Annotated in this window: 28 protein-coding genes; 20 read left to right on the top strand and 8 right to left on the bottom strand. The window is 59.3% G+C overall.

All coding sequences use genetic code 11. From position 1 onward, the window contains the following. The first annotated feature begins 20 nt into the window (after positions 1-20). The 15 genes from DTW90_RS17295 to DTW90_RS17225 all read left to right on the top strand — a co-directional run bounded on the left by DTW90_RS17295 (position 21) and on the right by DTW90_RS17225 (position 14,251). The gene (locus DTW90_RS17295; protein ID WP_132522941.1) at positions 21-878 is read left to right on the top strand and encodes a sugar ABC transporter permease; all 858 of its coding nucleotides are present in this window, start codon (positions 21-23) and stop codon (positions 876-878) included. Further along, a complete protein-coding gene (locus DTW90_RS17290) occupies positions 875-1,708 on the top strand; it encodes a carbohydrate ABC transporter permease (protein ID WP_132522943.1) in 834 nt (277 codons plus the stop codon). The genes DTW90_RS17295 and DTW90_RS17290 overlap by 4 nt, the downstream gene beginning before the upstream one ends. Positions 1,709-1,727: 19 nt before the next feature. Further along, positions 1,728-2,528 (top strand): aldo/keto reductase, encoded by an 801-nt coding sequence (locus tag DTW90_RS17285; RefSeq protein WP_281407578.1) that lies wholly within the window; start codon positions 1,728-1,730, stop codon positions 2,526-2,528. A 120-nt stretch (positions 2,529-2,648) separates the two neighbouring features. After that, positions 2,649-2,939 (top strand): hypothetical protein, encoded by a 291-nt coding sequence (locus tag DTW90_RS17280; protein ID WP_188079962.1) that lies wholly within the window; start codon positions 2,649-2,651, stop codon positions 2,937-2,939. Positions 2,940-3,282: 343 nt separating this feature from the next. After that, positions 3,283-4,008 carry a GntR family transcriptional regulator gene (locus DTW90_RS17275; protein WP_207910540.1) on the top strand — a complete coding sequence of 242 codons (726 nt, stop codon included), beginning with the start codon at positions 3,283-3,285 and terminating at the stop codon, positions 4,006-4,008. Between the two features lie 23 nt (positions 4,009-4,031). After that, complete coding sequence (locus tag DTW90_RS17270; RefSeq protein WP_207910541.1) at positions 4,032-4,868, top strand: transporter substrate-binding domain-containing protein; 837 nt, start codon at positions 4,032-4,034, stop codon at positions 4,866-4,868. A gap of 94 nt (positions 4,869-4,962) precedes the next feature. Further along, entirely contained in the window at positions 4,963-5,628 is a 666-nt protein-coding gene (locus tag DTW90_RS17265; RefSeq protein ID WP_132522949.1) for an amino acid ABC transporter permease, read from the top strand. Beyond that, on the top strand, positions 5,625-6,284 hold the full coding sequence (locus DTW90_RS17260) for an amino acid ABC transporter permease (RefSeq protein ID WP_132522951.1): 660 nt from the start codon (positions 5,625-5,627) through the stop codon (positions 6,282-6,284). Before DTW90_RS17265 ends, DTW90_RS17260 begins: the two co-directional genes overlap by 4 nt. Next, the gene (locus DTW90_RS17255; protein ID WP_132522953.1) at positions 6,281-7,063 is read left to right on the top strand and encodes an amino acid ABC transporter ATP-binding protein; all 783 of its coding nucleotides are present in this window, start codon (positions 6,281-6,283) and stop codon (positions 7,061-7,063) included. Before DTW90_RS17260 ends, DTW90_RS17255 begins: the two co-directional genes overlap by 4 nt. Positions 7,064-7,110: 47 nt before the next feature. Then, positions 7,111-8,307, top strand: a complete 1,197-nt coding sequence (gene uxuA, locus DTW90_RS17250; protein ID WP_132522955.1) for a mannonate dehydratase — start codon at positions 7,111-7,113, stop codon at positions 8,305-8,307. 2 nt (positions 8,308-8,309) lie between these two features. Then, positions 8,310-9,731, top strand: coding sequence for a mannitol dehydrogenase family protein (locus tag DTW90_RS17245; RefSeq protein WP_149339748.1), 1,422 nt, complete (start codon positions 8,310-8,312; stop codon positions 9,729-9,731). A gap of 46 nt (positions 9,732-9,777) precedes the next feature. Next, positions 9,778-10,632 (top strand): sugar phosphate isomerase/epimerase family protein, encoded by an 855-nt coding sequence (locus DTW90_RS17240; RefSeq protein WP_149339746.1) that lies wholly within the window; start codon positions 9,778-9,780, stop codon positions 10,630-10,632. Between the two features lie 139 nt (positions 10,633-10,771). Then, entirely contained in the window at positions 10,772-11,608 is an 837-nt protein-coding gene (locus DTW90_RS17235) for an EamA family transporter (protein ID WP_132522961.1), read from the top strand. A 367-nt stretch (positions 11,609-11,975) separates the two neighbouring features. Further along, a complete protein-coding gene (locus DTW90_RS17230) occupies positions 11,976-13,421 on the top strand; it encodes an MFS transporter (protein ID WP_210251415.1) in 1,446 nt (481 codons plus the stop codon). After that, positions 13,418-14,251: an SMP-30/gluconolactonase/LRE family protein gene (locus tag DTW90_RS17225; RefSeq protein ID WP_149339744.1), complete on the top strand. Its 834-nt coding sequence runs from the start codon at positions 13,418-13,420 to the stop codon at positions 14,249-14,251. The genes DTW90_RS17230 and DTW90_RS17225 overlap by 4 nt, the downstream gene beginning before the upstream one ends. Positions 14,252-14,260: 9 nt before the next feature. Here DTW90_RS17225 and DTW90_RS17220 read toward each other — a convergent pair whose 3' ends face one another. Beyond that, entirely contained in the window at positions 14,261-14,953 is a 693-nt protein-coding gene (locus DTW90_RS17220) for a GntR family transcriptional regulator (RefSeq protein WP_149339742.1), read from the bottom strand. Positions 14,954-15,107: 154 nt separating this feature from the next. Between DTW90_RS17220 and araD the strand changes: the two genes are divergently transcribed. Together araD and DTW90_RS17210 are read left to right on the top strand one after the other, a co-directional pair. Beyond that, on the top strand, positions 15,108-16,844 hold the full coding sequence (gene araD, locus DTW90_RS17215) for an L-arabinonate dehydratase (RefSeq protein WP_165927822.1): 1,737 nt from the start codon (positions 15,108-15,110) through the stop codon (positions 16,842-16,844). 17 nt (positions 16,845-16,861) lie between these two features. Further along, a complete protein-coding gene (locus tag DTW90_RS17210; RefSeq protein WP_149339740.1) occupies positions 16,862-17,587 on the top strand; it encodes a ribonuclease activity regulator RraA in 726 nt (241 codons plus the stop codon). Positions 17,588-17,655: 68 nt separating this feature from the next. On the opposite strand, the gene DTW90_RS37145 is transcribed toward DTW90_RS17210, so the two are convergent. After that, positions 17,656-17,811, bottom strand: coding sequence for a hypothetical protein (locus DTW90_RS37145; protein ID WP_188079972.1), 156 nt, complete (start codon positions 17,809-17,811; stop codon positions 17,656-17,658). Between DTW90_RS37145 and DTW90_RS38150 the strand changes: the two genes are divergently transcribed. Both DTW90_RS38150 and DTW90_RS38040 read left to right on the top strand, forming a co-directional pair. After that, a complete protein-coding gene (locus DTW90_RS38150) occupies positions 17,756-17,893 on the top strand; it encodes an NAD(P)-dependent oxidoreductase (protein ID WP_207910544.1) in 138 nt (45 codons plus the stop codon). The genes DTW90_RS37145 and DTW90_RS38150 overlap by 56 nt on opposite strands. A gap of 140 nt (positions 17,894-18,033) precedes the next feature. Then, positions 18,034-18,351 (top strand): NAD(P)-dependent oxidoreductase, encoded by a 318-nt coding sequence (locus DTW90_RS38040; protein WP_281407574.1) that lies wholly within the window; start codon positions 18,034-18,036, stop codon positions 18,349-18,351. A gap of 98 nt (positions 18,352-18,449) precedes the next feature. Here the strand turns inward: DTW90_RS38040 and DTW90_RS17200 are convergent, their stop codons facing one another. Beyond that, entirely contained in the window at positions 18,450-18,737 is a 288-nt protein-coding gene (locus DTW90_RS17200; RefSeq protein WP_132523327.1) for a DUF2934 domain-containing protein, read from the bottom strand. Between the two features lie 120 nt (positions 18,738-18,857). On the opposite strand from DTW90_RS17200, the gene DTW90_RS37610 reads away from it, so the two are divergent. Then, a complete protein-coding gene (locus DTW90_RS37610) occupies positions 18,858-19,112 on the top strand; it encodes a DUF6074 family protein (protein ID WP_348642641.1) in 255 nt (84 codons plus the stop codon). Positions 19,113-19,205: 93 nt separating this feature from the next. Here the strand turns inward: DTW90_RS37610 and DTW90_RS17190 are convergent, their stop codons facing one another. The 5 genes from DTW90_RS17190 to repA all read right to left on the bottom strand — a co-directional run bounded on the left by DTW90_RS17190 (position 19,206) and on the right by repA (position 25,938). After that, positions 19,206-20,864 (bottom strand): phosphoethanolamine--lipid A transferase, encoded by a 1,659-nt coding sequence (locus tag DTW90_RS17190; protein ID WP_188079961.1) that lies wholly within the window; start codon positions 20,862-20,864, stop codon positions 19,206-19,208. A 281-nt stretch (positions 20,865-21,145) separates the two neighbouring features. Further along, the gene (locus DTW90_RS17185; protein WP_149339738.1) at positions 21,146-21,907 is read right to left on the bottom strand and encodes a phosphatase PAP2 family protein; all 762 of its coding nucleotides are present in this window, start codon (positions 21,905-21,907) and stop codon (positions 21,146-21,148) included. A 325-nt stretch (positions 21,908-22,232) separates the two neighbouring features. After that, on the bottom strand, positions 22,233-23,594 hold the full coding sequence (repC, locus tag DTW90_RS17180) for a plasmid replication protein RepC (protein ID WP_149339902.1): 1,362 nt from the start codon (positions 23,592-23,594) through the stop codon (positions 22,233-22,235). A 152-nt stretch (positions 23,595-23,746) separates the two neighbouring features. Beyond that, positions 23,747-24,742 (bottom strand): plasmid partitioning protein RepB, encoded by a 996-nt coding sequence (gene repB, locus DTW90_RS17175; RefSeq protein ID WP_149339736.1) that lies wholly within the window; start codon positions 24,740-24,742, stop codon positions 23,747-23,749. Then, entirely contained in the window at positions 24,739-25,938 is a 1,200-nt protein-coding gene (gene repA / locus DTW90_RS17170; protein WP_132522975.1) for a plasmid partitioning protein RepA, read from the bottom strand. The genes repB and repA overlap by 4 nt, the downstream gene beginning before the upstream one ends. Positions 25,939-25,999: the final 61 nt, after the last annotated feature.

The raw sequence follows: 25,999 nt of genomic DNA, 5'->3' as shown, positions 1-25,999 counted from the left end.
CTGACAGGAAAGGTCGATCCATGGGTCGCCAGTCAACCGGTCTTCTGTTCGTTCTTCCTGCGATGATCGTGCTGGCGATGCTGATCGCCTATCCCATTGCCTATACCGTCTTCCTCAGCGCGACCGATGCGCATGGGGCGCTGACGACGCGCAATTTCGTCAATGTGCTGCGCCCGCCGGTAACGCGGCAGGCCTTCGTCAATCTCATCTATTTCGTCGGCGGCTCGATCGTCTTTCAGGTCACGCTCGGAACGGCGGCAGCGATTCTGCTCAACCAGCATTTCACCGGCCGGGCGCTGCTGCGCTCCATCACGCTGATCCCCTGGGTCGTCCCCGGCATCGTCGCCGCGACCACCTGGGCATGGATGTTCCACACCGAGTTCGGCATCATCAACTATATGATGACCGGCGCGGGCATCCTTCCCGCTCCGATCAGCTGGCTCACCAATGGCAACACGGTCATGCCCGTCCTGATCGCCATCAATGTCTGGAAGCTCTTCCCCTTCGTCGCGATCATGGTGCTGGCCGGGCTACAGGCGATTCCGAAGGAACTCTATGAAGCCGCGAAGGTCGATGGGGCCGGGTTCTGGGAGGAAGTCTGGTACGTGACGCTGCCGCAGGTGCGCTCCGTCATCGTCGCGGTGACCTTGCTTCTCGTCATCTGGGGGCTGAATTCCATCACGCTGATCTATGCGATCACCAAGGGCGGCCCGGCCAACAAGACGCTGATCACCCCGATCCAGATTTTTCGCCTCGCCTTCGAAAGCTTCCAGTTCAACCAGGCGGCAGCGCTTTCGGTAATCTTCTTCGTGGTCGCCGGGATATTGGTGGCGATCTATCTGAAAGTGTCCTCGGCCACTCCGGGAGAGGCGCGATGAGACGAAGAAGCGGCCTCGGCTCCCTGGCGATCGCGCTCTCGTCCATCGTGCTGGCCTTGGTCTGCCTGTTTCCCTTCGCCTGGATGGCGCTGTCCTCGATCAAAACACTGCCCGAACTCTATACCGTGCCGCCGCACTGGCTGCCCTCGGTGCCGACGATCGGCAACTACGTCAACGTCATCTTCAACTCGAATATTCCGCGCTATTTCCTGAACAGCGTCATCATCTCGGTCGGTTCGACAGGGCTCGCCCTGATCCTGGCGATCTTCGCCTCCTATGGCTTCGCCCGCTTCGATTTCCGCGGCAAACGTCTGCTGCAGTCGCTTGTCCTGATCGGGCAATTGCTGCCGACCGCGGCGATCATCGTGCCGCTGTTCATCACGCTGCGCTATCTGCACCTGGTCAACACCTATTGGGGGCTGATCCTTGTCTACATGATCATCACCCTGCCGCTCAGCGTCTGGATGCTGACCAGCTATTTCAAGGCGCTTCCCGTCGAGCTTGAAGAAGCGGCGACGATCGACGGCGCCTCCCGGCTCGGCATTCTGTTCCGCATTACGCTGCCGTTGTCGACGCCGGGGCTCGTTGCCGTCATCGTCTATGCCTTCGTCACGACCTGGAACGAATTCATCTTCGCGCTGTGTTTCGCGACGGACTCCTCGGTCAAGACATTGCCGATCGGGCTTGCCGAATTCTCGACCGAGTTCAACACCGACTGGGGCAGTGTCATGGCGGCATCGATGGTCATGACCGTCCCGATCGCCCTGCTTTTCCTCTTCTTCCAGAACCTCTTCGTCGGCGGCTTGACGGCCGGCGCAACCAAGGGATGACCGCGATGACGAGTGACAAATCCATCCTCAGCTCGGCCTCGGCACTTATGGCCGCACCGGCAGCGAGGGCATCGCCGCCATGCTTGAGGCGATCGAGATCGGTTACCGCCATCTCGATACGGCGCAGACCTACAATACCGAGGCAAATGTCGGCGAGGTCATGCGCCGGTCCGGCCTGCCGAGACGTGATCTCTTCGTCACAACAAAGGTTGCGGACTACAATCTCGACAGGACAAAGTTCATGCCGTCGGTGAGAAAGAGCCTGGAGACGATCGGCGTCGATCAGGTGGACCTGCTGTTGATCCACTGGCCGTCCTTCGGCGGCGTGGTTCCGCTGGAAGAATATGTGACGGCTCTGGCCGAGGCGCAGCAGCAAGGTAACGCCCGCCTGATCGGCGTCTCCAATTTCCCGATCGCGCTTTTGGAAAAGACGCGAGCGCTGCTCGGCAACGATGCCATCGCCACCAACCAGGTCGAAATCCACCCCTATCTGCAGGCGCCGAACCTGCGCGACTATGCCCGCAAGATAGGCTTGCAGCTTACCGCTTATCAGCCGCTCGCCAAAGGCGAGATCTCCGGCGACGTGACATTGGAGCGGATCGCCGCCGCCCACGATTGCCCGGTATCGGCCGCCGCACTCGCCTTTCTCATGGCCGAAGGCCACATCGTCATCCCGGCATCCGGCAGCCCAGCAAATCTGCGCGGCAATTTCAAAGGACTGGAGGTCCGGCTCAGCGATCAGGAAATGACCGACATCCGCCGGCTCGATCGCGGCTACCGGCGGATCAATCCGGACAAATCGCCCGCCTGGGATGATTGATCTCCGGGGAGCCTCGATCTGCAGACACCCTCGCATCTTATGGGGAATTGTGCGTATCGATATTGACCGCACCGGCAATCCCAATGTTGAATGCCACCATCGTGCAAGGTGGGGTGTATGATGGATTGGAATAGACTTCTGATGGAGCATGCAGACAGAGCCAGACGCGCTGTCCAACTGGTGCCTCGTATATTGTCTCACCCGGGCCTTTCTTTCGATCAGTGCACACGCCTGCTGACTGAGATTGCCTCAATTCGCTCCAAGCTCGACATGATCCAGGCCAATATAGCGGCCGACGGAGCGCCATCGTCGTTTGCGCTCGTCACCGATCAGCTCGGCCACATTTGGAACGAGTTGTCCGAGGCGGCGGCACGGCGTCTGAAGGATTTTGACGAGCTAATCGCGGCATAGACCCAGCGACACTACTATTCATAGCGTCCGTTGCCGCGAAACCGAAGCGGCGGAATCTTGGGCTCAGCACGTCCGAGCGGATACTCGTCATTCGCTCAGATACTGGCGATATGTCCGATCCCATCGGTGCGTCTTATTTGTTTTCTCAGCAAGTCGCCAAACCTCCCCGGCCGCTTTCGCGCGTACCGTCCGGTCGTTCACTTACGCCGGGCTTGAGCCAATCAACCCTTCATATCCAGTCACGGTGCGGAATTGCGCAATGGCGCAACTATCCGGCATATCGCCCTATCGCTTGACAGCAAAAACCAACTTGCTTACTAGTATACAAGAGGAGATGACGTTAATGCCCAAGATCACCGACATCACGCTGCAGAGATCCGGTCCGGCCGCCCGCGAGATTTATTCCGCGCTGCGCCACCGCATCATGCTGGCGGAGCTTATGCCGGGCACAGCAATCTCCGAGGTTCAGCTGTCCGAACAGCTGGGCGTCAGCCGCACACCGGTACGCGAAGTCTTCCGGCGGCTTGCCGATGAAGGCCTCCTGAGGATCGTGCCGCAGGTGGGGACATTCGTTGCCCCAATCCAGCTGCGCGCCGTCTATGACAGTCAGTTCGTTCGCGAGACGCTGGAATGCCGGACGATCGTTCTGGCGACCGCGAACATGAATGTCCGCGCGGCCGACGAACTGCAGGATCTTCTGACACTGCAGAAGCGCGCAATACGCGACAATGACCTTGAGCGCTTCTTCGACGCCGACGACAGGATGCATACCTACCTGATCGGCCTTGGCGGCTATCCGGCGATCTGGGATCTCATCCAGGGCGTCAAGGCCCAGCTCGACCGCGTCCGTTATCTTTCGCTGGAAAGCGGCGACTGGCTCAACCGCATATTCGAGCAGCACGAAGTCATCGCAGCCCGCGTGATCGAGGCCGATGCGGCCGGCGCCGAGGCCGCGATGCGTGAGCATCTGCAATCCGTCTTCCTGACCATCGAGCGCTTGGCCGTAAACAAGCCCGAGCTCTTTGAAGGCCATCTCGGCCAACAGTCATCAGCCAAATCGACACCATAACCTTTGAATTGGGAGGAAAAATCTTGTTTGGTTCGAAATTGATATCGGCACTGACACTCGCTGTGTCCATCGTTGGCTTCGGGACAGCGGCTTTCTCAGCCGATGTGCCGGCACCGGGCGCCAGCCCTCGCATCGATGCCATCAAGAAGTCTGGCGTTCTGCGTGTCGGCGTGCTCGCCAACACGCCCTGGCTCGTTGAGAACACGACCGGCTCCGGCGAGCCTTGGGAAGGCCCTGCATGGCTGCTTGCTCAGGAATATGCAAAGGAGCTGGGCGTGAAGCTCCAGCCAATTCCGGTCAGCCATGAAACGAAGGTCCCTGTCCTTGCCTCGAACCAGGTCGACCTCAGCATTACGCCGCTTGCCGAAACGCCGGAACGCATGAAGGTCGTCGATTTCGTCCTCTATTCGAAGACCAGCATCTGCATCTTCGGTCGCAAGGACAACAAGAAGCTCGCGGACGCGGCTTCGATCGATGCGATCAACAGCCCTGATGTCACCGTCGCCTATTTCATCGGCGGCGCGGAGGAAGACTGGGTGAAGGAGCGTTTCCCCAAGGCCAAGCTGCGCGGCGTCACCTCTTCGAGCGCGCCTGCGCCGATCGAGGAAATCATGGCCAAGCGCGCCGACGTCGCCCCGATCAACCGCATCCAGTGGGTGTTGCTGAACAAGAAGGTACCGGGCCTGGCCGCGCTGCCCAAGGAAAACAATTGCCAGGATTCGTCTGAAAAGGCAGCACCCGTCGGTCTTGCGATCGACAAGGGCCAGCCGGCCTTCCTTGACTGGCTGAACGCCGTCGAAAAGGAAATGCAGCCGAAGCTCACCGCCGACGAGGCGCGCATCGTCGACACGATGAAGTAAGGACACCCGCGTCCGCGATCCAAAGGTCGCGGACGCTTCCCCCACCTCCGCAAGCATGTTCCCGCGCCAAAGCGCGGGCACGGAGAACTGCGTCATGGATTTCGACTTCTCGGCCGTTTGGGACAGCCGGCTATATCTCCTGGGCGGGCTTGGCCTGACGATCGCGCTCAGCCTGCTGACCGTCGCATTGAGCCTCGTCTTCGGCACGTTGGTCGGCCTCGGCCGCATCTACGGCCCGCGCTGGCTCGCCACTCCGCTCGTCTTCTACATCGACTCGATGCGCGCCGTTCCGGTCCTCGTCGTGCTCGTCTGGATCTATTTTGCATTGCCGCTCGTCACCGGCTTGAACCTGCCGCCCTTCTGGGCCGCGCTGGTGTCGCTGACGTTCCATATCTCCGCCTATGTCGCCGAGATCGTCCGCGCCGGTATCGGCTCGGTCCGCCCCGGCCAGACACAGGCCGGCCTGGTGCTCGGCATGTCTCAGGCCGAGGTCGTCGCCAAGATCATCCTGCCGCAGGCCTTCGTGCGCATGTTGCCGTCGATCGGCTCGATTATTTCGATCGCGATCAAGGACACGGCGATCGCCGCCGTCATCGCCGTTCCTGAATTGATGAAGCGCGCCGAAACGGTTTCCGGCCAGAGTTTTCGGCCGATGGAGGTCTTCACGGTCATCATGGTCGTCTATTTCCTGATCCTGTTCCCGACGACCCGGCTGATCGACCACCTCTACCAGAAAGTTTCCTACAGGGGGCGCTCATGACTCTCGATTGGAGTGTCGTCTGGCAATATTCCGGTGCGCTGGCGCAAGGGACTTTGGTCACGGTCCTGCTGACGGTTCTGACCATGCTGATCGCCATCCCTGGCGGTGTCGTCCTGGCGCTGATGCGGTTGTCCGGAAACGTCATCCTCCGCGGCTTGAGCGCGTGCTTCGTCGAATTCTTCAGAAATGTCCCGATCATTCTTCTGATCTATTGGACCTTCTACGTGCTGCCCGTCTTTACCGACGTGACGATCTCGGCCTTCGCAACCGCCTTGCTTGCCCTAGCGCTCAACGTTTCGGCCTACAACGCCGAGACGTTCCGCGGCGGCATAAACTCCATCCGCAAGGGGCAGATGGAGGCGGCGCTCGCGCTTGGCATGAGCCATACCGAAGCAATGTTGAAGATCGTCCTGCCGCAGGCGGCCAGGCGAGTCCTGCCAGTGCTTGCCAGCACCTGGGTGTCTCTCTTCAAGGATACGTCGCTGGTGTCTGTCATCGCGGTCGGCGATCTCGCCCATACGGCGCTTGAAATACGCTCGCAGACCTATCGCGTGCTGGAAGTACTGACCGCGATGGCGGCGATCTACTGGGTGCTCGGCTACCCGCAGGCAAAGCTGGTCGATGTCATCTACAGGAAATGGGGAGTGAAGGAATGACCTTGGCTACAGAACTTGAGAGCCGCAAGAACGCCGGCCAGACCCCGGTCGTGGAGTATCGCGCGATCCGCAAGCTCTACGGCGAATTCGTTGCGATCGGCTCCGTGACCGCGCGCGTCAACAAGGGGGAAGTCGTCTGCCTGATCGGCCCTTCGGGGTCGGGAAAATCGACGCTTCTGCGCACAACAAACGCTCTCGAAAGCATCAATGGCGGCGAGTTGTATTTCGACGGAAAGCCGCTTCCGACCGCCAAGGCCGACATACGCCGCGTGCGCCGGCGCATGGGAATGGTCTTCCAGAATTTCGAACTCTTCCCTCACAAGACGGTTCTTCAAAACATCACCGTCGGCCCGCTAACCGTTCTCAAGATCTCCGAAGAGGAGGCACGCCGTCGCGCCGTCGCCCTCCTGGAAAAGGTCGGCCTGTCCGATAAGGCGGACAAATACCCCGCCAACCTGTCAGGTGGCCAGCAGCAGCGCGTCGCAATCGCCCGCGCGCTTGCCATGGAACCCGAGGTCATGCTTTTCGACGAACCGACCTCGGCGCTCGATCCCGAGACGATCGGCGAAGTGTTGAACGTGATGAAGCGGCTGGCCGAGGAAGGCATGACGATGATCGTCGTCACCCACGAGATGACCTTTGCCCGGCGCGTGGCCGACTGGGTTATCGTTTTCGACAAGGGCAGCATCGTCGAACAGGGTCCACCGGCCCAGATATTCGATCACCCGCAGGCCGACCGGACGCGTGATTTCCTCAGCCACCTCGGCTGGAACGGCTAGCTGAAAGCACCGGTCGCACAGGAATTTTGAGATTTGGAGATATTGGAATGAGACATACGTGGCGATGGTTTGGACCTGTTGACAAGGTCAGTGTCAGAGACGCCGCGCAAGCCGGTGCGCAGGGCATCGTCAGCTCCCTGCATCACGTCCCGACTGGCACGGCCTGGCCCGAAGACGAGATCGCCAAGCGGCAGAAGGAAATCGAAGCCGGCGGGCTCACCTGGGAGATCGTCGAGAGCATTCCGATTTCCGAGGACATCAAGAGCGGCACCGGCGAGTTCAAGGCTCATATCGCTGCCTGGAAGGAAACGCTACGTCGCCTGCAAAAGGCCGGCATCGAAACAGTCTGCTACAATTTCATGCCCGTGCTCGACTGGACCCGCACGGATCTGCGCTGGACGACACGTCATGGCGCAAGGACGATGCGCTTCGACCTGGTCGATTTCGTCGCCTTCGATCTGCATGTCCTGAAACGGTCTGACGCTGCCCACGACTACGAGCCCGCCTTGGTGGAAAAGGCAACTGAGCGTTTCATGGCGATGAGCGATGACGAAAAGCTCGCCATTTCAAGGAATGTCGGGGCCGGTCTGCCTGGCTCGACCGATGTCTACTCGCTCGAGGAACTTCGCGCGCATCTGAAGCGCTATGCCGGTGTGGACGCCGGAGCACTGCATGCCCGGCTCGTCAACTTCCTGTCGGAAACAGCGCCTGTTGCCGAAGAACTCGGAATGCGGCTTTGTGCCCATGGCGACGACCCACCGTGGCCGCTACTTGGGCTGCCACGCATTCTCTCCAAGCTGGAAGACTACGAGGCCATGCTTTCGGCGGTCGATCTCAAGGCAAACGGCGTCACTTTCTGCACTGGCTCGCTCGGCGCCCGTTCGGCCAACGATTTGCCGTCGATGATCCGCAAACTCGCGCCACGCATCCACTTCCTTCATTTGCGCAACGTCCACCGCGAGGACGCAGGCACGCCATGCTCCTTCTTCGAGGACGAACACCTTGAAGGCGACACGGACATGGTGGCGGTCATCGCAGCCGTTCTCGAAGAAGAGAAGCGCCGCAAGGCGGAAGGCCGTGCTGATCATCAGATTCCGATGCGCCCGGATCACGGCCAGGAAATTCTCGACGACCTGACCCGTGGCGCGCAGCCGGGCTATCCTGCCATCGGCCGTCTGAAGGGGCTAGCCGAGCTTCGCGGCATCGAACGTGCCCTCACCCACTCATCCCACGGGATACAATAGCCTTGCAGAGACTTTCAAAACACGCCCTGCTTTCCGGCGCCATCAAGAAATCCGCCCTGGACCAGGCCAGGATCAAGCCCGGCATCCTGCATATCGGGATCGGTGCCTTTCACCGCGCCCACCAGGCGATCTATACCGAAGACGCAATGGCAAAATCAGGCGGCGATTGGGGCATCGTCGGGGTCAGCCTGCGTTCCCGCGAGATCGTCGACGACCTCGAAACCCAGGACATGCTCTATTCTGTCACGACGCGGGGGGCCGAGGGCGACAGCGTCCGCATCGTCGGATCGATCATTAGCGCCCATGCGGCATCCGTCGATCCTCAAGCCGTCCTCGACCATCTCGCAGACCCCCGTATCCGCATCGTCAGCCTGACTGTGACCGAAAAGGCCTATGGGCTCGATGCCGCGAGCGGCGGTCTTGATCCCAATCATCCAGCCATAGCGCACGATCTCCAGTCGCCGGAAAGTCCCGTGGGGGCGATCGGCTATGTCGTCGAGGGCCTCGCTCGCCGCCGAAGTGCCGGAGAAAAGCCCTTCACGGTGCTCTGCTGCGACAACCTTCCGTCGAACGGCGATGTCGTGAAGCGGCTCGTTCTGGACATGGCGAGGACCCGCGATGCAGCTCTTGCGGAATGGATCGAGCAGGAGGGCGCCTTCCCCAATACGATGGTCGACCGGATCGTTCCGGCCGCAACGCAGGAAACCCGGGATCGCGCCGCAGCACTGCTCGGCGCGGAGGACCGGCTGGCGCTGGAATCAGAAGAGTTTACCCAGTGGGTGATCGAGGATCACTTCGTGTCGGGACGACCCGATTGGGAGTCAGCGGGCGCGCTCTTCGTCAAGGACGTTGCGCCCTATGAGAAGATGAAGCTGCGTCTTCTCAACGGCGCGCATTCCCTGATTGCCTATCTCGGCCAGTTGCACGGCCTCGACTATGTCCGAGACGTGATGGCCGTGCCGGCTCACGCCGCGCGGGTGCGCCGTCACATGGAGGCCGCGGCGAAAACCCTTGATCCCGTTCCCGGCATCGAGATCAGCGGCTATATCGAGCAATTGCTTACGCGTTTCGCAAGCCCTGCAATCGCCCATCGGACAGCGCAGATTGCGATGGACGGGACCCAGAAAATGCCGCAGCGCATCTTTGCGCCGACCGTGGACATGCTTTCGGCTGGCGGCGAGATTACAAGTTTCGCCTTTGTGACGGCCCTCTGGCTGACCTTCATCTTGCGGCAGGACAGTCTCAACGACCCCCGCGCGGCCGAGCTGCTCGCGGCAGCCCAGGAGGCTGGAAATAAAGGCGATCCGCTTTTGCCTTTCCTCGATCTGCCGGGTCTCTTTCCCGCTGTGTTGAAGGACAATCCGTTGTGGCAATCCGCCGTGCGCGACGAGATGACAGCCATTGCGACCGAGTTGAACCGCTAGTTCCCATAGAAGCGCGGCGCGATCAGCGGGCATGAGAGGATTTTCCATGAAGAAGAGCATCCATTCCTATGCCTGGATCAAGGTTTGGACCCCCAAGGCAGCGGGAGATGTGGCGCCCAAGGCAGCAGCAAAGGGGTTCAACCACGTCGTCATCCCGATGCGCGATCATTCGACGATCCATCCAGCGGACATCGCACGAATTTTCGGGTCGCACGATCTGACGCCTGTCGCCACAGCCACCCAGATTGCCGATGCCGACATCTCCAGCCTCGATCCTGAGATCCGCAGGCGTGGCATGGACCGGCACCGGGCCTCGCTGAGGCTCGCCCGTGACATGGGTGCCTATCACATGGGAGGGATCATCTACGGCCTCTTTGGCAAGGCGGGGAACGCCGCGACCGATGAGAACCGTAAAGCCGCCGCCGAGGCGCTCGCCATCCTGGCAGCGGAAGCAAAGACCATGGGCGTGCGCCTCGCGATGGAAATCCTCAATCGCTACGAGACCAGCATGTTCAATACGGTGGCCGACGCCGTGGCCTTCCTGAAAATGAGCAGTTCGGACAATCTGTTCCTCCATCTCGACACGTTTCATATGAACATGGAAGAAACGGACATGATGGCGGCGCTGAAGCGCGCCCTGCCCTACCTGAAATATTTCGAACTGGACCAGAACGACCGCGGGCTTCTGGATCGCGGCGCGATCGATTTCGGGCCGATGCTGCGTTTCCTCAAGGAGAATGATTACAGCGAAATCATCGGCGCCGAAGCGTTTTCGAGCGCCGTCAGCGGACCGGATGTCGCACGGGGCGTCTCGGCCTGGCGCCCGCTGTTTTCGAACGGCGACGAGGTCGCCGATAGCGCCAACGCGGTGCTAAGACCGGTATTCGGGTCTTCCGCTTGAAGCCCTCCTCAATGGATCAGCCGGAATAATCCACCCTGCCTGGCAATGCGAGAGATAGGGGTCTTGACCGAGAAGAACGATTTATGACAGTTGTGTGACGCCATTCGCTCTCCGGCGCTCACCCCTAGGCTGTCCCATCTTGCCCCTCGACATTGTCCTTCTCGTTCTCTTCGGCGCACTGCTGCACGCGACCTGGAACGCCATCATCAAGGCCGGGACGGATAAGTCGCTGGACGCCAGCCTGATATCGGCCGGCGGAGCAATCACGGCGCTACCGTTCCTGCCGCTCCTGCCATTGCCCCAGCCGGCAGCCTGGTGGTTCATCGCAGCATCTGCCATCCTGCAATTTGCTTATTTTCAGCTGGTTGCCGGAGCCTACAGGGCAGGCGATATCGGCCTTGTCTATCCGTTGATGCGCGGTGGCGCGCCGCTTCTCATCGCGACGACCAGCGGCCTTATACTCGGAGAAACGCTGTCCTTCGCGGCATGGGCCGGCACGTTGACGATCTGTGCCGGGATTCTGACCCTCGCCTTTGAGGCACGGAATGGCAGCCGACACGCAATAATGCTGGCGCTGGTCAATGCCTGTGTGATCGCATCCTATACCTATGTCGACGGCGTCGGCGCCCGACTGTCGGGCAACGCCATCTCCTATACGCTGTGGATGTCGCTGCTGCCCCCAATCCTGCTGTTCGCCTGGGCGTTCTCGCGGCGCGGCACGCTCGCTGTCGCGCAACATGTCCGTCGCAACTGGTGGCGCGGTCTGATCGGCGGGGCCGGATCGATAGCCTCCTATGGCGCCGCACTCTGGGCAATGACGAGAGCGCCGGTCGCCACCGTCGCGGCATTGCGCGAGACGGCGATTGTCTTTGCGTTGATCATCTCGGTCACGGTCCTGAAGGAAAAAGCAACGCTGACGCGCTGCATTGCGGCCATCATCATCGCTCTCGGCGTATTGTTGTTGAAGATCGCCTAAAGCCGGGCGCCGTCTGCAACCGGCAAAGCAGGTCTACCGGGCCTGGTGATCGAAGAGCGCGATCACGATATCGAAAAGGTTCTTCAGGGGCTTGGATATCCAGCCGAAATTCGCTCTCGTACATTTTTGCGTGTCGGGATCGCCTGCACAAACATGCGACAATCCCAAACCGCCAACGCGAGAGATCGCCCGCAAAACCATGACAGTGGCTATGAAAATCAGATAGGCGGATTTTGCCTGTCTGAGACAAGCTAGGATCGTTGGCGAACATGGAGGTCAATGTCGTGCCGACGCTATTGATATATTGATGCATTAGTGCTTTAGTCACGCTCAACTAGCGTGGACACGCCGATGTTGGGAGGATTCTATGGAAAATAAAGGAACTGCGGCCGCCGAGCCGTCCGCCAATATGATGCGCAGGGTTGCGATTGCCTCGTGCATCGGCACCACAGTCGAATGGTACGATTTCTTTATCTATGCCACCGCTTCGGCGCTGGTCTTCAACAAGCTCTTCTTTCCGAGCTTCGATCCGCTGGTCGGATCGCTTGTCGCGCTGGCAACCTATGCCGCGGGATTCTTCGTTCGTCCGATCGGCGGCTTACTGTTCGGCTATCTCGGAGACCGCTACGGCCGCAAGAGCGCGTTGGTCACGACGCTTCTGATTGTCGGTATCGCCACCTTCATCATCGGCCTCATGCCGACCTATGACAATATCGGCATCGCCGCGCCGCTCATCCTGCTCTTCATCCGCATGCTGCACGGTTTCGGCATCGGCGGTGAGCAGGGCAACGCCATTCTCATCATGTGCGAGCATGCGCCACCGAAGAAGCGTGGCTTCTTCGGCTCCTGGGTGCAGATGGGCGCGCCCGCTGGCTTCATCCTGCCGCTCGGGATCTTCGCCGTCTTGACCAGCCTTCTTTCGCCAGAGGCCTTTCTCAGCTGGGGCTGGCGTATTCCCTTCCTGCTCAGCGTCGTGCTCGTCGGCGTAGGCCTCTATATCCTCCTGTCGCTGACGGAATCACCGCTCTTTCTCGAGATGCGCAAACGCCGCGCCGACGACGCGCATCCGCTGCTGGAGATCCTGTGCAAATATCCGCGTTTCCTCATCCTCGGCTGCGGAAGCAAGTTCGCGGAAAGCGTTGCCTTCACCAGCTTTGCAGTGCTGGTGACAGCCTATGCGACCAGCCGCGGTGTGTCTCGTCCCGTCATGACCTCGGCTTCTCTCGTCGCGATCGTGCTCGAACTGGTCAGCATGCCGCTCTTCGGCGCGCTCTCCGATCGCATCGGACGCAAGCCGGTCTATATATTCGGCGCGGCCATGGTGTTGCTGTCTGCCTTTCCGGCTTTCGCGCTGATCTATTACCGTATGGACAGCTACATCTGGGTTGGCCTTGCAGCCGCGCTCGCCCTTGGCCATAGCGCCATGTATGGGCCGCAGGCCGCCTATTATTCGGAGTTCTTCCCGACCCCGATCCGGGCGAGCGGCGTTTCCTTCATCCAGCAGATCGGCGCCTTGATCGGCTCGGTCGGCACGCTTGCGGCTGGCTGGCTCCTGGAAATCGCCAATGGTGCGCCCTGGGCCCTCGCAGCCTATATCGGCCTTGGCTGCATCATCACCATCGCCTGCACGGCGGCGTTGCCGGAAACCGCTCCGCGCCTGGGCAGGTGGAAGGATCTCATCGGCGAGTTATCCGGCGGTCCTGTCATTCGCGGCGAGGCCGGCCTGGGTACGAACGGCTTGAGTACGAACGGCATGGGTACGACCAACTTGGGTACGACCAACTTGGGTACGACCAACTTGGGTACGAAATGACGATCGCATTCGACGTTTTCTCCGACCGCTGGGCGCATCTCGGCGAGAGCCCGATCTGGTCGGAGAGCGGCAATTGCATCTGGTGGGTCGATACCGACGGATGCCGCCTCCTGCGAACCGATGCCGCAACGGGCCAGACGGAGGTCTGGGATGCGCCGGAGGCGGTCGGCTGCATCACATTGCGGGCGGACGGGATGCTGGTGGCGGGTCTCGCCACCGGCATTTTCCTGTTCGATCCCGTCTCCGGGCAATTCGAACTGGTCTGTTCGCCGGAAAGCCGCAACGATGTGCGGTTCAACGATGGCGCTCTCGACCCCGCCGGCCGGTTCTGGGCCGGCACGATACATCGTGAGATCACGGAGCCTGCCGGCGCAATCTTCTGCATCGAGCCGGATTTTGGCCATCGCCGGATCTTCGATCATTTCTGGACGCCGAACGGGATCGCCTTCGATCAGAAGCGAAACCGGATGTATTTTTCCGATTCCCATCCCACCGTTCAGACCATCTGGGTCTGCGACTATGACGTGACGACCGGCACCCCCTCCAATCGACGGGTCTTTGCGACGACGCATGCGCTGGAGGGGCGGCCGGACGGAGCATTCATCGACGAGGACGGCGTCTACTGGATCGCCGGCGTCGGCGGCGCACAGCTTCTGCGCTTTGCGCCATCAGGCGAGGCGCTCGAGCCGATTTCCTTTCCGGTCAGCCACCCGACCAAGATCGTCATGAACCGGAAGAACCCGCGCTCGGTCTTCGTCACCACGCGCCGGATGGCCGGTGACGATGAAACCCATCCTTCCGGGCATCTGCTGCGTGGCACCCTGCCCTGACCGGTACGGTCAGCGGCTGACATAATCGGGGTATTGCTCGCAGATAAGATCGATGATCGAGAGCGTGCCGGACAGGTGCTTGCGCATGGCGCCAACCGCCTTTTCGGGATCTCCGGAGCGCACGGCATCGATGATGGCGCGATGATCGGCAAGCACCGCCTCCATCTTGCCCGGCATCGGCAGGTTCAGCCGCCGCAGCCTGTCGAGATGCACGCTTTGTCGGCGCACCGTGGTCCAGAGGCCGAGAATGCCGACACGCTCGAACAGGGTGCGGTGAAAATCCTTGTCCAATAAATCGAAGACGTCATATCTTTCCGGAGCGAGTTCCTGCTCCTGTCGCAGGAGCACGCGCTGGAGGGCGGCTGCCGTCTCCTCGGGACTTTCCGATGTCAGCCGACGAATCGCTTCCAACTCGATCGAAAGGCGCAGGAAATGCGCCTGGACGGAGTGACCGATATCGATCTTGGCAACCACGGTGGCATATTGAGGATAAACCTCGACAAGCCCCTCCTCTTCGAGGCGAATCAGCGCATCGCGCACCGGCGTCTGGCTGACATTGAATTCGCTTTGCAGCGAAATGCGCGAGAGGATCGTAGACGGCGGCATATCCATCGAAAGGATGCGGGAACGCAGGATTTCCAGAATTTGCGGCGCGACTTGCCGCGTGCGGTCCAGGGGGAATTCCTTCCGGTTTACTTTCACGCGCAGCCATCCTTCAAAAACGTTGGCATCATTAAACATAATTTATGGCTTGATGCACTGATGCATTAGTGCTTTAGTTGATCATCAAAGCCCGCCGGATCGAAATCAAGGCGTGTTTTCGTTTCTCATCGTTCGAATACAGGGCCTGAACAGAATGAATGCCAGGAAGATACCGGCGCAATTGCGCAGCGCCAGATGGTTTGCGCCCGACGACCTCAGAAGCTCCGGCCACCGCTCGCGCACCATGCAGATGGGCTACGCGCCGGAAGAATGGACCGGCAAGCCGGTTATCGCCATTCTGAACACCTGGTCGGACGCCAATCCCTGCCATGCGCATTTCAAGCATCGCGTCGAGGATGTGAAGCGCGGCATCCTCCAGGCAGGCGGCTTCCCGCTGGAGCTGCCGGCGTTGTCGCTTTCGGAAAGCTACGTCAAACCGACGACCATGCTCTACCGCAACATGCTCGCCATGGAGGCGGAAGAGCTGTTGCGCTCGCATCCGGTCGATGGCGCCGTCCTGATGGGCGGCTGCGACAAGACCACGCCTGGTCTCGTGATGGGCGCGATCAGCATGGGATTGCCGATGATTTATCTGCCGGCCGGTCCGATGCTGCGCGGCAATTATCGCGGCGAATATCTGGGCTCCGGCTCAGACGCCTGGAAATTCTGGGACGAGCGCCGCGCCGGCACGATTTCTGCCACCGAATGGGTCGAAGTCGAGGCCGGCATCGCCCGCTCCTATGGCCATTGCATGACCATGGGCACGGCAAGCACGATGACGGCAATCGCCGAAGCGCTCGGCCTGACGCTGCCGGGCGCGAGTTCCATCCCTGCTGCCGATTCGAACCATATCCGCATGTCCTCTGCCGTCGGCCGCCGCGCCGTCGAGATGGTCTGGGAGGATCTCGTTCCCTCGAAGGTGGTGACGGCTGCCGCCGTCAATAACGCGGTCGCAGTCGCCATGGCGACGGGCTGTTCCACCAATGCCGTCGTTCACCTGATCGCCATGGCACGCCGCGCCGGCATCGAGCTAACGCTCGACGACCTCGACCACGCCGGGCGCACGACGCCGGTGCTTGCCAACATCCGCCCGACCGGAAAGACCTATCTGATGGAGGACTTCTACTATGCGGGCGGCTTGCGCGCCTTGATGGCGAAGCTTTCTTCCAGGCTCGATCTCTCCGCCCTTACCGTTTCCGGCGTCACGCTCGGGGAAACGCTGCAAGGGGCGAAGTGCTATAACGACGATGTCATCCGGTCGCTGGACAATCCGGTCTATCACGAGGGTTCGTTGGCGGTGCTCAAGGGCAATCTTGCGCCGACGGGTGCCGTTATCAAGCCTGCGGCCTGCGATCCGCGCTTTCACAAGCATCAGGGACCTGCGCTAGTCTTCGACAGCTATCCCGACATGAAGGCTGCCGTCGATGACGAGAACCTTGATATCACGCCGGACCATGTCATGGTGCTGCGCGGCGCCGGCCCGCAGGGCGGACCGGGAATGCCGGAATGGGGCATGCTGCCAATGCCGAAAGCCCTGCTGAAGAAGGGTTATCGCGACATGCTGCGCCTTTCGGACGCGCGGATGAGCGGGACGAGTTACGGTGCCTGCATCCTGCATGTCTCTCCCGAATCGCATGTCGGCGGCCCGCTGGCATTGCTTCGGAATGGCGATATCATCCGCCTCGATCTCGATGCCCGCCGCATCGACATGCTGGTCGATGAAGATGAGCTCGCGCGCCGGCGCACGGCCTGGACAAAGCCGGCTGAGAAGACGGGACGCGGCTATGGCTGGATGTTCGGTCGCCATGTCGGGCAGGCCGATACCGGCTGCGATTTCGATTTTCTGGAAACGACGTTCGGCGCTACGGCTGCCGAACCCGATATCTATTGACGGCAAAGGACAGGATCATGAGCGAATTTGTGCTGACACGTGAAACCCGCGAAAAACTGATGTGGGTAGCAACGCCGACGATCGCAACCACCCTCTTCAAGCGCGGATTGCGCAACCAGTTCATCCAGGATGTCCGGCCGCTGTCTGCCAAGGCGCAGAATATGGTCGGGCAGGCCTTCACGCTGCGCTATATTCCGGCGCGCGAAGACTTGAATACCCTCGACGTCTTCCGCAATCCCGAGCATCCGCAGCGCGCCGCCGTCGAGAAATGCCCAGCGGGCTTCGTGCTCGTGATGGACAGCCGCAAGGATGCGCGGGCTGCCTCGGCCGGCTCGATCCTCATCTCGCGGCTGCAGATGCGCGGTGTCGCCGGTGTCGTCACGGACGGCGGTTTCCGCGACAGTCCCGAAATCGCCAATCTCGAAATCCGTTCCTATCACAACCGGCCTTCCGCTCCGACGAACCTGACGCTTCATCAGGCGATAGAAATGAACGTGCCGATCGGCTGCGGCGATGTTGCTGTCTTTCCCGGTGACGTGATCGTCGGCGACAATGAAGGCGTCATCGTTATCCCGGCACATCTTGCCGACGAGATCGCGGCCGAGACCGTCGAGATGACGGCTTACGAAGACTTCGTCACCGAACAGGTTCTCGCTGGCGCAACGATCATCGGGCTTTATCCGGCCACGAGCGACGCGCCGCGTGCGAAATTCGCCGAGTGGCGGATGGGAAACGGTCGGTGAGGAAGGCTTGCCAAGTCAGATAGCCCGCGCGGCGTGGGCTATCTGCTCCTGTAGAACCGCGCGCAACCCTAGTGCTGCGAGATTTCGATCTCGTGCTGCAATGCCTTCAGAAAACCCTCTGCTATTCGTGACAGGGGTTCCGATGCGCGATAGATGGCGCGTGGGTAGATGGGGGCACGAGGCGTCAGCGGCCGCTGCACGGTTTCCGGAAAAACGGTAGGCATTATTGGCTTGGGGCGGATTGGAAAGAGCCTGGTCAAGCGTCTGAGTGGTTTCGAAGCCCGGATCCTCGTTCACCAGCCGTAGCCAGACGAAGTGTGCGGCAGGAATAACAACACCACCTATGTCGTTGTCGATACGCTCCTCCGGCAAAGCGACTATGTGACCCTGCATGCCCCCTCAGGTCGCAAACACGGTTTCTCATCGATAGGGAGAGGCTCGCGCGCATGAAATCAACCGCCATCCTCACTAACGCGGCCCGTGGCGGTCTCGTCGAGGACGCCGATCTTGTGAACGCGTTAAAGAGCGGAACGATCGCCGGAGCGGGACTGGACGTATTCATCAGTGAAAGCGACCCGACCTTCAAAGAGATTTCGAGCGAACTTATCGCTTTGCCCAACGTCATCGCAACACCACATGCTGCGGCCTCCTCCCGCGAGGGACCCGCCCGCGCCAACATGATCGCTGCGCAGTCGGTGGTTGCAGTACTGAACGGTCAATCCCCGCCACCGGCCTGCATCATGACCGACGGTCGATCGCGATAGGGCTGAGGCCAACCGAGGGCATCGTCAAGATGCTCACTGCGTCTGGCGGTCCTTCGGACGCCAATACGCGCTGCCGTCGACTTGGATCAAATCCGACTTCAGTGCAGCGATTTCTGTTTGGAAGAAGCGGGCTTTGTCGGTTTGGCAGTTGCGGTCGCAGCGGCGCTTTTCTTTGCAGGCTTTGCCGGCTCTTCCTTCGCTCGTGTCTTGCGCGCGCGGCCTGAGGCAGCTCCTGCATCCTTTGCCTTATGCTCGGATGCGTGCTCGGCAGCGACTTCTTCGAACGCTTTGAGCCAGTGGCGAAGATCCGCTCCATGTGGGCGGCCTTCCTGCTCCCATATCTGATAGGCTCTCTGTTTGATGCGTTCTTCCCTGTCGGATGACATTTTGCCTTCTCCCCTGTGTTGCTTCGGTGAAAGGTAGGGCGCCAATGACAGGGTCAAGGATAGCTTGTTAACTTTCGTCGAGAAGAATGGCGGCTGATTCGCATTCGGAGACCGCTGATTTTGTTGACATTTTTTCCACTTCACCGGCGCAGGCAGGAAGTCATCCGCTGCGCTGACGCGTTGGACGCTATTCATGGCGAGGCGGCCAACGCATTTTGGAAGGCCGAGATGCGCTCGCTCGCCGGCCTTCTCAAAGCGGCTGGAGCCGACGACGCCGAAATTTCCAGCCAGATCTTCGAATTTAACGCTGCCGTACAGGAGGAGCTTCAAAGCCGTTCGCTTGCCGCTCTGCACCTTGCGCCACAAGCAGGCTAGGTATCGCTACGGCAGTCTTGGCGCAGGCCGGCGCTCTTGTGATTGCTCCCAATTTGGCGGCCGAAAGACTTAGCTTTCGGCTGCCCCGCTCGTTCAACGCAGCGCCAATGTATTCGGCGGCCGGCGACATTTCGCAAAGACATCCAAATCGGAATCGTAGACCTTGGTTGCGATGTCCATAAGACCGAGAACGCTGTGGAAGATGTTATCGTGCGAATGGCCCTCGCCTGCACCCTTCGCGACACAGGCCATGTCGAATCCGGCTGATTTGGCAAGATCGTCAGCCACCCAGACGAGGAACGGCACATGCGTTTGCTGTGTCGGGGCGATCAGATACGGCGTCCCGTGGAGATAAATCCCGTTTTCGCCGAGTGACTCCCCGTGATCAGAGAAATAGACGACGGCTCCAGAGATAGACGCGGAGCGCTGCTTCAACTTGTCGATGACGGTTGAAACGACGTGATCGGTGTAGAGGATCGTGTTGTCATAGGCGTTGGTGATCTCTTCCGGCGAGCAGCTGCCGAAATCATTAGCGCGGCAATCCGGTGTAAAGTGCCTGAATTCTTCGGGATAGCGCTGATAGTAGGCCGGGCCATGACTGCCGAGCTGATGCAGCACAAGGACGCTGTCACCTTTGACATGGTCAAGCCAACTGTCGACCTTGTCCAACAAGATGCCATCAAGGCATTCGCCATCCTTGCAGAAGCGAGGATCGGCCGAGGTAGGCAGGTAAGTGTAGGATACGCGATCCGTCACGTGATAGCTGCCGGTATCATTGTCGAGCCAGGTGACATCGACCTTTCCGTGGGTCAGCACATCCAGCAGATTTTCGGTTTGCAGACCTTTCAGATGCGTATATTGCGCTCGCGTATAGACGGAAAACAGGCATGGGATTGAGGTTGCTGTTGCTGTGCCGCAGCTGGTTGTCTGGGGAAAGTAAACGACATTCTGTTTTGCGAGCTCCGGATTGGTCATCTTGTCGTAGCCGCCGAGCGAGAAATCCTGCGCACGAGCGGTCTCGCCGGCAACGATGATCGTCACACGGGGCTTGGCGTTGCCGGCTCGCCCCACCTTGTGCGCATCAGTGCCCAGAGGCTGGGCAGCGATGTCAGAGTCACGTTGCGAGTCGATCGTATAGCGAACCGCGCTGGCGACAGGCATAATCGGATTGAGGGTATCCATCAGGTCGCGATGGGCGCGACCGATGCCTGCGAAGGTCTTGTAGTAGCTGCTGCCCGCCACCAGGAAAACCGCCACACATGAACAAATGACCGCCGTGTTGTAGGCGAGCTTTTTCCAAACGGTTCGATGCTTGATCCGTACCCAAACAATCAGCAGAGCGGGGATCGCGCCCGTCAGCAGAACGTGGATGGCGAAGCGCGTCGTAATCAGGTGGCCGGCTTCAGCTCCTGTTGACACCGCCGCATTGCGGATCATTTCCTTGTCGATGACCACGCCGAACTGGTCGTTGAACCAGGAAGAGATGGATGCAACGAATATGAAGAAGATCAGTACCGGCTTTGTGAGATACTTCGCCGAAAACATTGTCAGAAGTGCCATGGTCGTTGCAGCAATCCCGACCACGAAGGCGCCAAAAGCAGCCTGTTCGGTGACGAAATAACCATAGGCCCTGACCCAGAAGGTCTGGTTTGTCACAAGAAGTATATAAAGTGTGACTATAAGGCAGAGTGTAACACTGCCGATTGCAGGCCGTGCGTATCGCGCGCGCGGGTGATTGGTTTGATTGCTCAATGCGATTTTCTCCAAGCCCTGCCTGGTCAGAGCAGAGCGCAACACCGCAGGCCGCGGGATCGAATATTCCGTCGGTCAGTTAAACGCACATCGCTAGTGCCCTTTCCTGACAGTAACCTGAATTGTGAATTTTTGAAACGCGACGTCCGCGTCCGCCATCGGTCATTCACTGACAAATTCGGGCGATCTTTAGGCGTCCGTCAGATTTGTCGGATTATAAATATGCGTTCGGAAAGGGCTTGGGCGCATCTCTTGTTGGTCGAAGGCTTGAAAGATCCGCTCTACTTCCGCCGCGGTGCTGGGCTAAAAGCGTCGAAGGCGGCCAGCACTCCTGCGAATATCACGAGCGATAAGAGCCAACCGAGAACCGCATCAGACAGATAATGTGCGCCTGTCATGACGCGCATCGCAGGCATCGCAACGGATATGATTGCAAGCGGGATTCCCAGCGGCAGACGCCAGCGCGGCGACAGCAAGAATACCAGGCAAAGGAGCCATCCGCCGGATGAGGCCTCTCCGGAAACAAAGGAGCAGTTCTGCAGACATTTGCCGGCAAACGATCCAGCCTGAACAAAATCGAGAGCGCCACCGAAGAGGTCGGTGTCGCGGGGACGTGGCCTGCCTGAAAATTCCTTGAGGAACAGATTGACGATCAGTCCACATCCAAGTGCAAGGGATGTCAAAGCGACGATACTCTGTTCAGCCTCCCGTGTCCGCCAGCGCGATCCTAAGCGCCGCCACGATACCAGCGGGATAGCGATTAGAACCGCGACCGCCACATATGGCAGGATGAGCGTGATCGAGCGCAGGGAAACGAACAGCAGGTTTCTGTCGTAGGCGAAAACGCCACAGGTATCGCCGATCTCTTTTGCCTTGTGACAGATCCCGTTGCTGAAGAAGTAGCGAGCAACCGCGATATCGATTGCCGGAGCTCTGTTGAAAATGAGCAGTAGCGCCCACCAGATCACGAACAGCGCGACAAAATAAAAGAGAGTTTGGCTGTATGGCAGCGCTCTCTTTGATGCGGAAGCGTATTCATGCATTTGTTAAAAGCCTGCTGCAACTGGACACAACCCGATCGCCGGAAAAGCGAGTCCAGCACACTGTGCTTTAGATTTGCTGCCTGACGGCAACCTGAAAAAATGGAGATGAAAACGAAGTTTTTGCAGTATCGTCGTTAGTTCGATCACGAGAAACATAATCCAAGGGAAGCCTCGTGGATCGGGAGGTGCAGAATACTGGGACGGTCCTGAGAGGTCCTCTGTCGCAGACGTCTTCGCCGGGGCAAAAGATCGGTGGCGGTGATCGTGGATGCGCATTGCTTTGGGCTTGATGTGTTCCTGTGGAGGAGGAGATTTGTCCACGTTTTCACCGCCTATGGTTCGGAAGGGCGCTGGATGTCCCTCGATGTGCAATCGTCGACCAAATTGCTGGTTGTTGTTCGGATTGGGCAATCCTGCAGCGCAGATCTTTAACGCTCACTGGCGTCGCGTCAGCATTTGGCGCCAGTGAGCGGTCAGGGATAGGAGAGGTGCGCTCTTTCTCGGCTTTGGCCCTCATGAGCGCGTTGAGCATCGGCGCCAGGGAAAATTCCCGCCGCTCGGCCTTTCGAGTGAGGTCGCACAGATAGCCTCCGGGCGAATTTATCTGATCGGCTCTCTCAAGCATGCATGCGATAATGACGGCGGTGCCTTTCGGACCAATCACTTCACAGGCTCGATGATAGGCGCTTTCGCCGATGGCGAAGATCTTCTGGACGACAGAGGAGGCTCTCAAGAGATCGTTCCAGGTCGTTATCGTGCCGGCTGGGCCGTAGAATGCGATCTCCGGGCACGCCTTCAGCACGACGTTCAGCGGAGCGTCATGCTGATTGGGTGTTACTAACGATGAGATGCTGGTTTTCTCGGTATCGCGATCGACGATGGCTTCAGATTCAATTTTAGAATTAATATCTGAATTCTGTATATGCCCGCCATTCTGGTGCTCAATGGCGACCACTTTCTCTGTTTTTGCGAATGTTTTAAGGCAGTTAACGATTGTTTGACGCAGATTGTCGAGTTCGGAGAGAACTCGCTCGATTTCCTGCTGTGAGGCGGAGCGAGGCAGGCATAGCGAAATGGAGTCGAACTGCGCTTGTACGTCAGCCCAGTCGCTGGGGACCTCGGCTTCTTCGGCGGCTTCGATAAGTTTTGCGATGTCGCGACGGCAAAGGGAAAGTTGCTCCTTCAGCCATCTGAGCTGCTGGCGTTCGGCGATGCATTCTGCTGCCAGACGCTCGATCTCCTCGCTACGGGCGAGCAGCGGCGCCAGGTTGAAACCGAAAGCCTCGCGTGCATCTCCAGCCCGGCCCTTGCGGGCATAGCGTTTGCCGTTTGGGCTGTCTTTGCGAATGATCAGACCAGCCTCGACAAGGGCTGCCAGATGCCGACGCAAGGTGGTGCCTGCCATGCCGTGTGTTCTCATCGAGAGCTGGGCATTAGATGGGAAAACCACGAGGCTGTTATCCTCACCAAGTTCGGTCTTCGGATAAAAGCTTAGGAGCGCATTGAGGACCGCAAGAGTACGATCGGAGACGCCCAGCGGGCCTCTGGCCTCATAGATGGTCCGGAACAGTTTCCACTTATCGATAGTCTTTCGCGAATCAATTTCGGTTGCCTCAAGCTGAGTTGACAGCATGGCAAGCGTCATTGACCGCCGCCCAAAGGGCGTCGTCACAGCGACAGATTGCATCATTTTTACCTTTTCCAAGGCAAAAGAAATCCGCTCACCGAAATCGGTGCCAAGACGCTTGACAGTGATTCGAGGAAGTGTAATTCTCAGATTGTCCAGATATGAGAAAGGCTTCCTTACGGCAACGTTTGGGGGCTTTTTTCTTTTGCGGCCTAGTCTCCTGCTTTCAGTTTGTCGGTCCGGTATGCTTGGTAAAGCTCATCCAAGCGGCTGGAAATGAAGTCGCCGAAGTCAGGCGCAGCGGCCGTCTTCAAGGCGAGTGTGAATGTGTTGGCCGAGGCCTTGATGGTCGCGCGGATCTGATCTCCGGTTTTAGGCTTCCACTCATATTCAGTGATATCAGTCGTGCGAAGTTTCCGCGTGAGTTCCGCGAAGACCATCTCGAAGCGCTGATCGGAATCGAGCTTCTGGAAACTCTCGGTCACCATGAGCTTCTGCAGCTTTGCCAGGGTATTGCCGGTGATGACCTGGGCAAGCGCCAGCCATTTGCGTCTCCCGATACCGGGCGCAATACCGACGGCCTTGATGATTTCGGCGGGCACAGCTTTCGCGACTGAGATGAGCTTGGAAAGTTCCGTCTTGTCAGTCGAGAGCGCCTTCATGATGACCGCGCGCTCAAAGCCACTATTTTCTAGGTTCACTGCAAAGACTGCACGCTCAACGTAGGAGAGGTTCCTTCGCGCCGAATTCTCGATGCCCTGCGCAATGACAACGTCTGTGTCGTCCAGCTTCCGGATAATGGCCTGGACTTTGCGACCCAACAGCTTGACTGCTTGCAGGCGCCGGTGGCCGTAGGCGATCTGGTACCTGCCCTCCACCGTCGGATGATTGCGAACAAGGATCGGCACCTCTTGCCCGTTCTCCGAAATGGATTGAACAAGCTCGTCTTCCATATCAAGCGGCGCATCGACCAGGCGATCGCGGATGAACGAGATGTCGACAAGATCGGGATCCAGTTCGACGACACGCTCGCCGGAGAGCAATGCTTCCTGCATTGCCCTCGTCTCTTCCTCCATTCGTCCCAGCGTCAGGGCCATGGAACGCACCGGCCCTGCGGGTCCGCGTACAGCCGCGTCTTCGTAGTTGGCCGCGGCCAACTCCTGTGCGGTGTCATCGAAGAGACCTTTCAGCCGATCACGTCTGCTCATGTTCTACCCCACGCTTTGTGAAGCCCCGCGAGGACCTCACCATTCGCTGCATTGACTGACTCGAGCGCCCGGTCATAGGTCGAGCGCCGTACCTGGCCTCTTTCGATTTCGTAAAGCGTCTGCTTGGTCAGGCCGGCGTCAGCGATTGCAGTCGATTTGAGGATTGTTGCCGTCAACACATCCTCGCCGAACAGACTGCGCAGCAGGGCAACGATCTGCGACTGCGGCGCATCGAACGGCTCATGCCTAGTCACGACATATTTAATGAAGTCGTGCCGGAGATCGCCGCCTGCATTGCGAACCACCGAGAGCAGATCAGCGGTCATCAAGAGGAACTGCGACATCGAGGCCACGTCCACCATCTGGGGATGAATGGTGATCAGAAGCGATGTCGCCGCGCAAACTGCACCGAGCGTCAGATAGCCAAGCTGAGGAGGGCAGTCGATGACGACGACGTCATAGTCCGACTCGACTTCGTTGATGGCCACTCCAACACGGTTGAAAAACATCTCGCCGCTCGAATGCCGGCGATCACTCAGGGCTCTTGGCGTCTCATGCTCGAACTCCATGAGCTCGAGATTGCCTGCCACAAGATCCAATCCATCAATGTAGGTCTTGCGGATGATCTCGCGCAGCGGCTTACGGTTCTCGTCATACCGGATGGCGCCATAAAGGGTGTCGCCTTCCGCAAGATCGAACTCCGGCTGCAGTCCGAGCATCGACGACAGCGACGCCTGCGGATCGAGATCCACGGCGAGCACACGATAACCGTTCAGAGCAAGATACTGAGCCAGGTAAAGAGTTGTCGTCGTCTTTGCAGAACCGCCCTTGAAATTGGTGACGGCGATGGTCTGCAGCTTTTCCCCCGGCCGCCGCCAGGGCAGATAGGCAAGCGCATCCTTGGGCTTCAACTTTGCCATATGCTGGCGAAGTTCATTGATCTGCGCCAGAGTGTAGGACCGGCGACCGGTGGCAGAAACGTCCGGAGAGGGGCCTTTGCCATCCAGAGAGAGCTGCCTCAGATAGCCGTCGGAGACACCAATCATCTGCGCGGCTTCTCCGGACGTGAACGTCCGAAGCGTCTTCTGAGATAAGGGCGGGAAAAGCTTGTCACGCAAAAGCTTCAGCTGCCGAGACAACTGATTTGCGTGTCGTTCAATTCGCACGTCCGTCGTGGATACGCTTAAGCTGTCCAAAACACTCGATCCTTTTTGATGCGCTTTTTTGTCAGCGTACTGTCAAAAAGCGTATCGAAAA

This window comes from Neorhizobium sp. P12A (genome assembly GCF_008365395.1).
Taxonomy (GTDB): Bacteria; Pseudomonadota; Alphaproteobacteria; order Rhizobiales; family Rhizobiaceae; genus Rhizobium.
This window is presented reverse-complemented; position numbering and strand designations above follow the sequence as displayed.

Bases quoted from the DNA above. Each gene is read 5' to 3' on its own strand.
- DTW90_RS17295 (WP_132522941.1), top strand. From the start codon at position 21: ATGGGTCGCCAGTCAACCGGTCTTCTGTTCGTTCTTCCTGCGATGATC.
- DTW90_RS17290 (WP_132522943.1), top strand. From the start codon at position 875: ATGAGACGAAGAAGCGGCCTCGGCTCCCTGGCGATCGCGCTCTCGTCC.
- DTW90_RS17280 (WP_188079962.1), top strand. From the start codon at position 2,649: ATGGATTGGAATAGACTTCTGATGGAGCATGCAGACAGAGCCAGACGC.
- DTW90_RS17275 (WP_207910540.1), top strand. From the start codon at position 3,283: ATGCCCAAGATCACCGACATCACGCTGCAGAGATCCGGTCCGGCCGCC.
- DTW90_RS17265 (WP_132522949.1), top strand. From the start codon at position 4,963: ATGGATTTCGACTTCTCGGCCGTTTGGGACAGCCGGCTATATCTCCTG.
- DTW90_RS17260 (WP_132522951.1), top strand. From the start codon at position 5,625: ATGACTCTCGATTGGAGTGTCGTCTGGCAATATTCCGGTGCGCTGGCG.
- DTW90_RS17255 (WP_132522953.1), top strand. From the start codon at position 6,281: ATGACCTTGGCTACAGAACTTGAGAGCCGCAAGAACGCCGGCCAGACC.
- uxuA (WP_132522955.1), top strand. From the start codon at position 7,111: ATGAGACATACGTGGCGATGGTTTGGACCTGTTGACAAGGTCAGTGTC.
- DTW90_RS17240 (WP_149339746.1), top strand. From the start codon at position 9,778: ATGAAGAAGAGCATCCATTCCTATGCCTGGATCAAGGTTTGGACCCCC.
- DTW90_RS17230 (WP_210251415.1), top strand. From the start codon at position 11,976: ATGGAAAATAAAGGAACTGCGGCCGCCGAGCCGTCCGCCAATATGATG.
- DTW90_RS17225 (WP_149339744.1), top strand. From the start codon at position 13,418: ATGACGATCGCATTCGACGTTTTCTCCGACCGCTGGGCGCATCTCGGC.
- araD (WP_165927822.1), top strand. From the start codon at position 15,108: ATGAATGCCAGGAAGATACCGGCGCAATTGCGCAGCGCCAGATGGTTT.
- DTW90_RS17210 (WP_149339740.1), top strand. From the start codon at position 16,862: ATGAGCGAATTTGTGCTGACACGTGAAACCCGCGAAAAACTGATGTGG.
- DTW90_RS38150 (WP_207910544.1), top strand. From the start codon at position 17,756: ATGGGGGCACGAGGCGTCAGCGGCCGCTGCACGGTTTCCGGAAAAACG.
- DTW90_RS37145 (WP_188079972.1), bottom strand. From the start codon at position 17,811: ATGCCTACCGTTTTTCCGGAAACCGTGCAGCGGCCGCTGACGCCTCGT.
- DTW90_RS38040 (WP_281407574.1), top strand. From the start codon at position 18,034: ATGAAATCAACCGCCATCCTCACTAACGCGGCCCGTGGCGGTCTCGTC.
- DTW90_RS17200 (WP_132523327.1), bottom strand. From the start codon at position 18,737: ATGTCATCCGACAGGGAAGAACGCATCAAACAGAGAGCCTATCAGATA.
- DTW90_RS17185 (WP_149339738.1), bottom strand. From the start codon at position 21,907: ATGCATGAATACGCTTCCGCATCAAAGAGAGCGCTGCCATACAGCCAA.
- repC (WP_149339902.1), bottom strand. From the start codon at position 23,594: ATGCAATCTGTCGCTGTGACGACGCCCTTTGGGCGGCGGTCAATGACG.
- repB (WP_149339736.1), bottom strand. From the start codon at position 24,742: ATGAGCAGACGTGATCGGCTGAAAGGTCTCTTCGATGACACCGCACAG.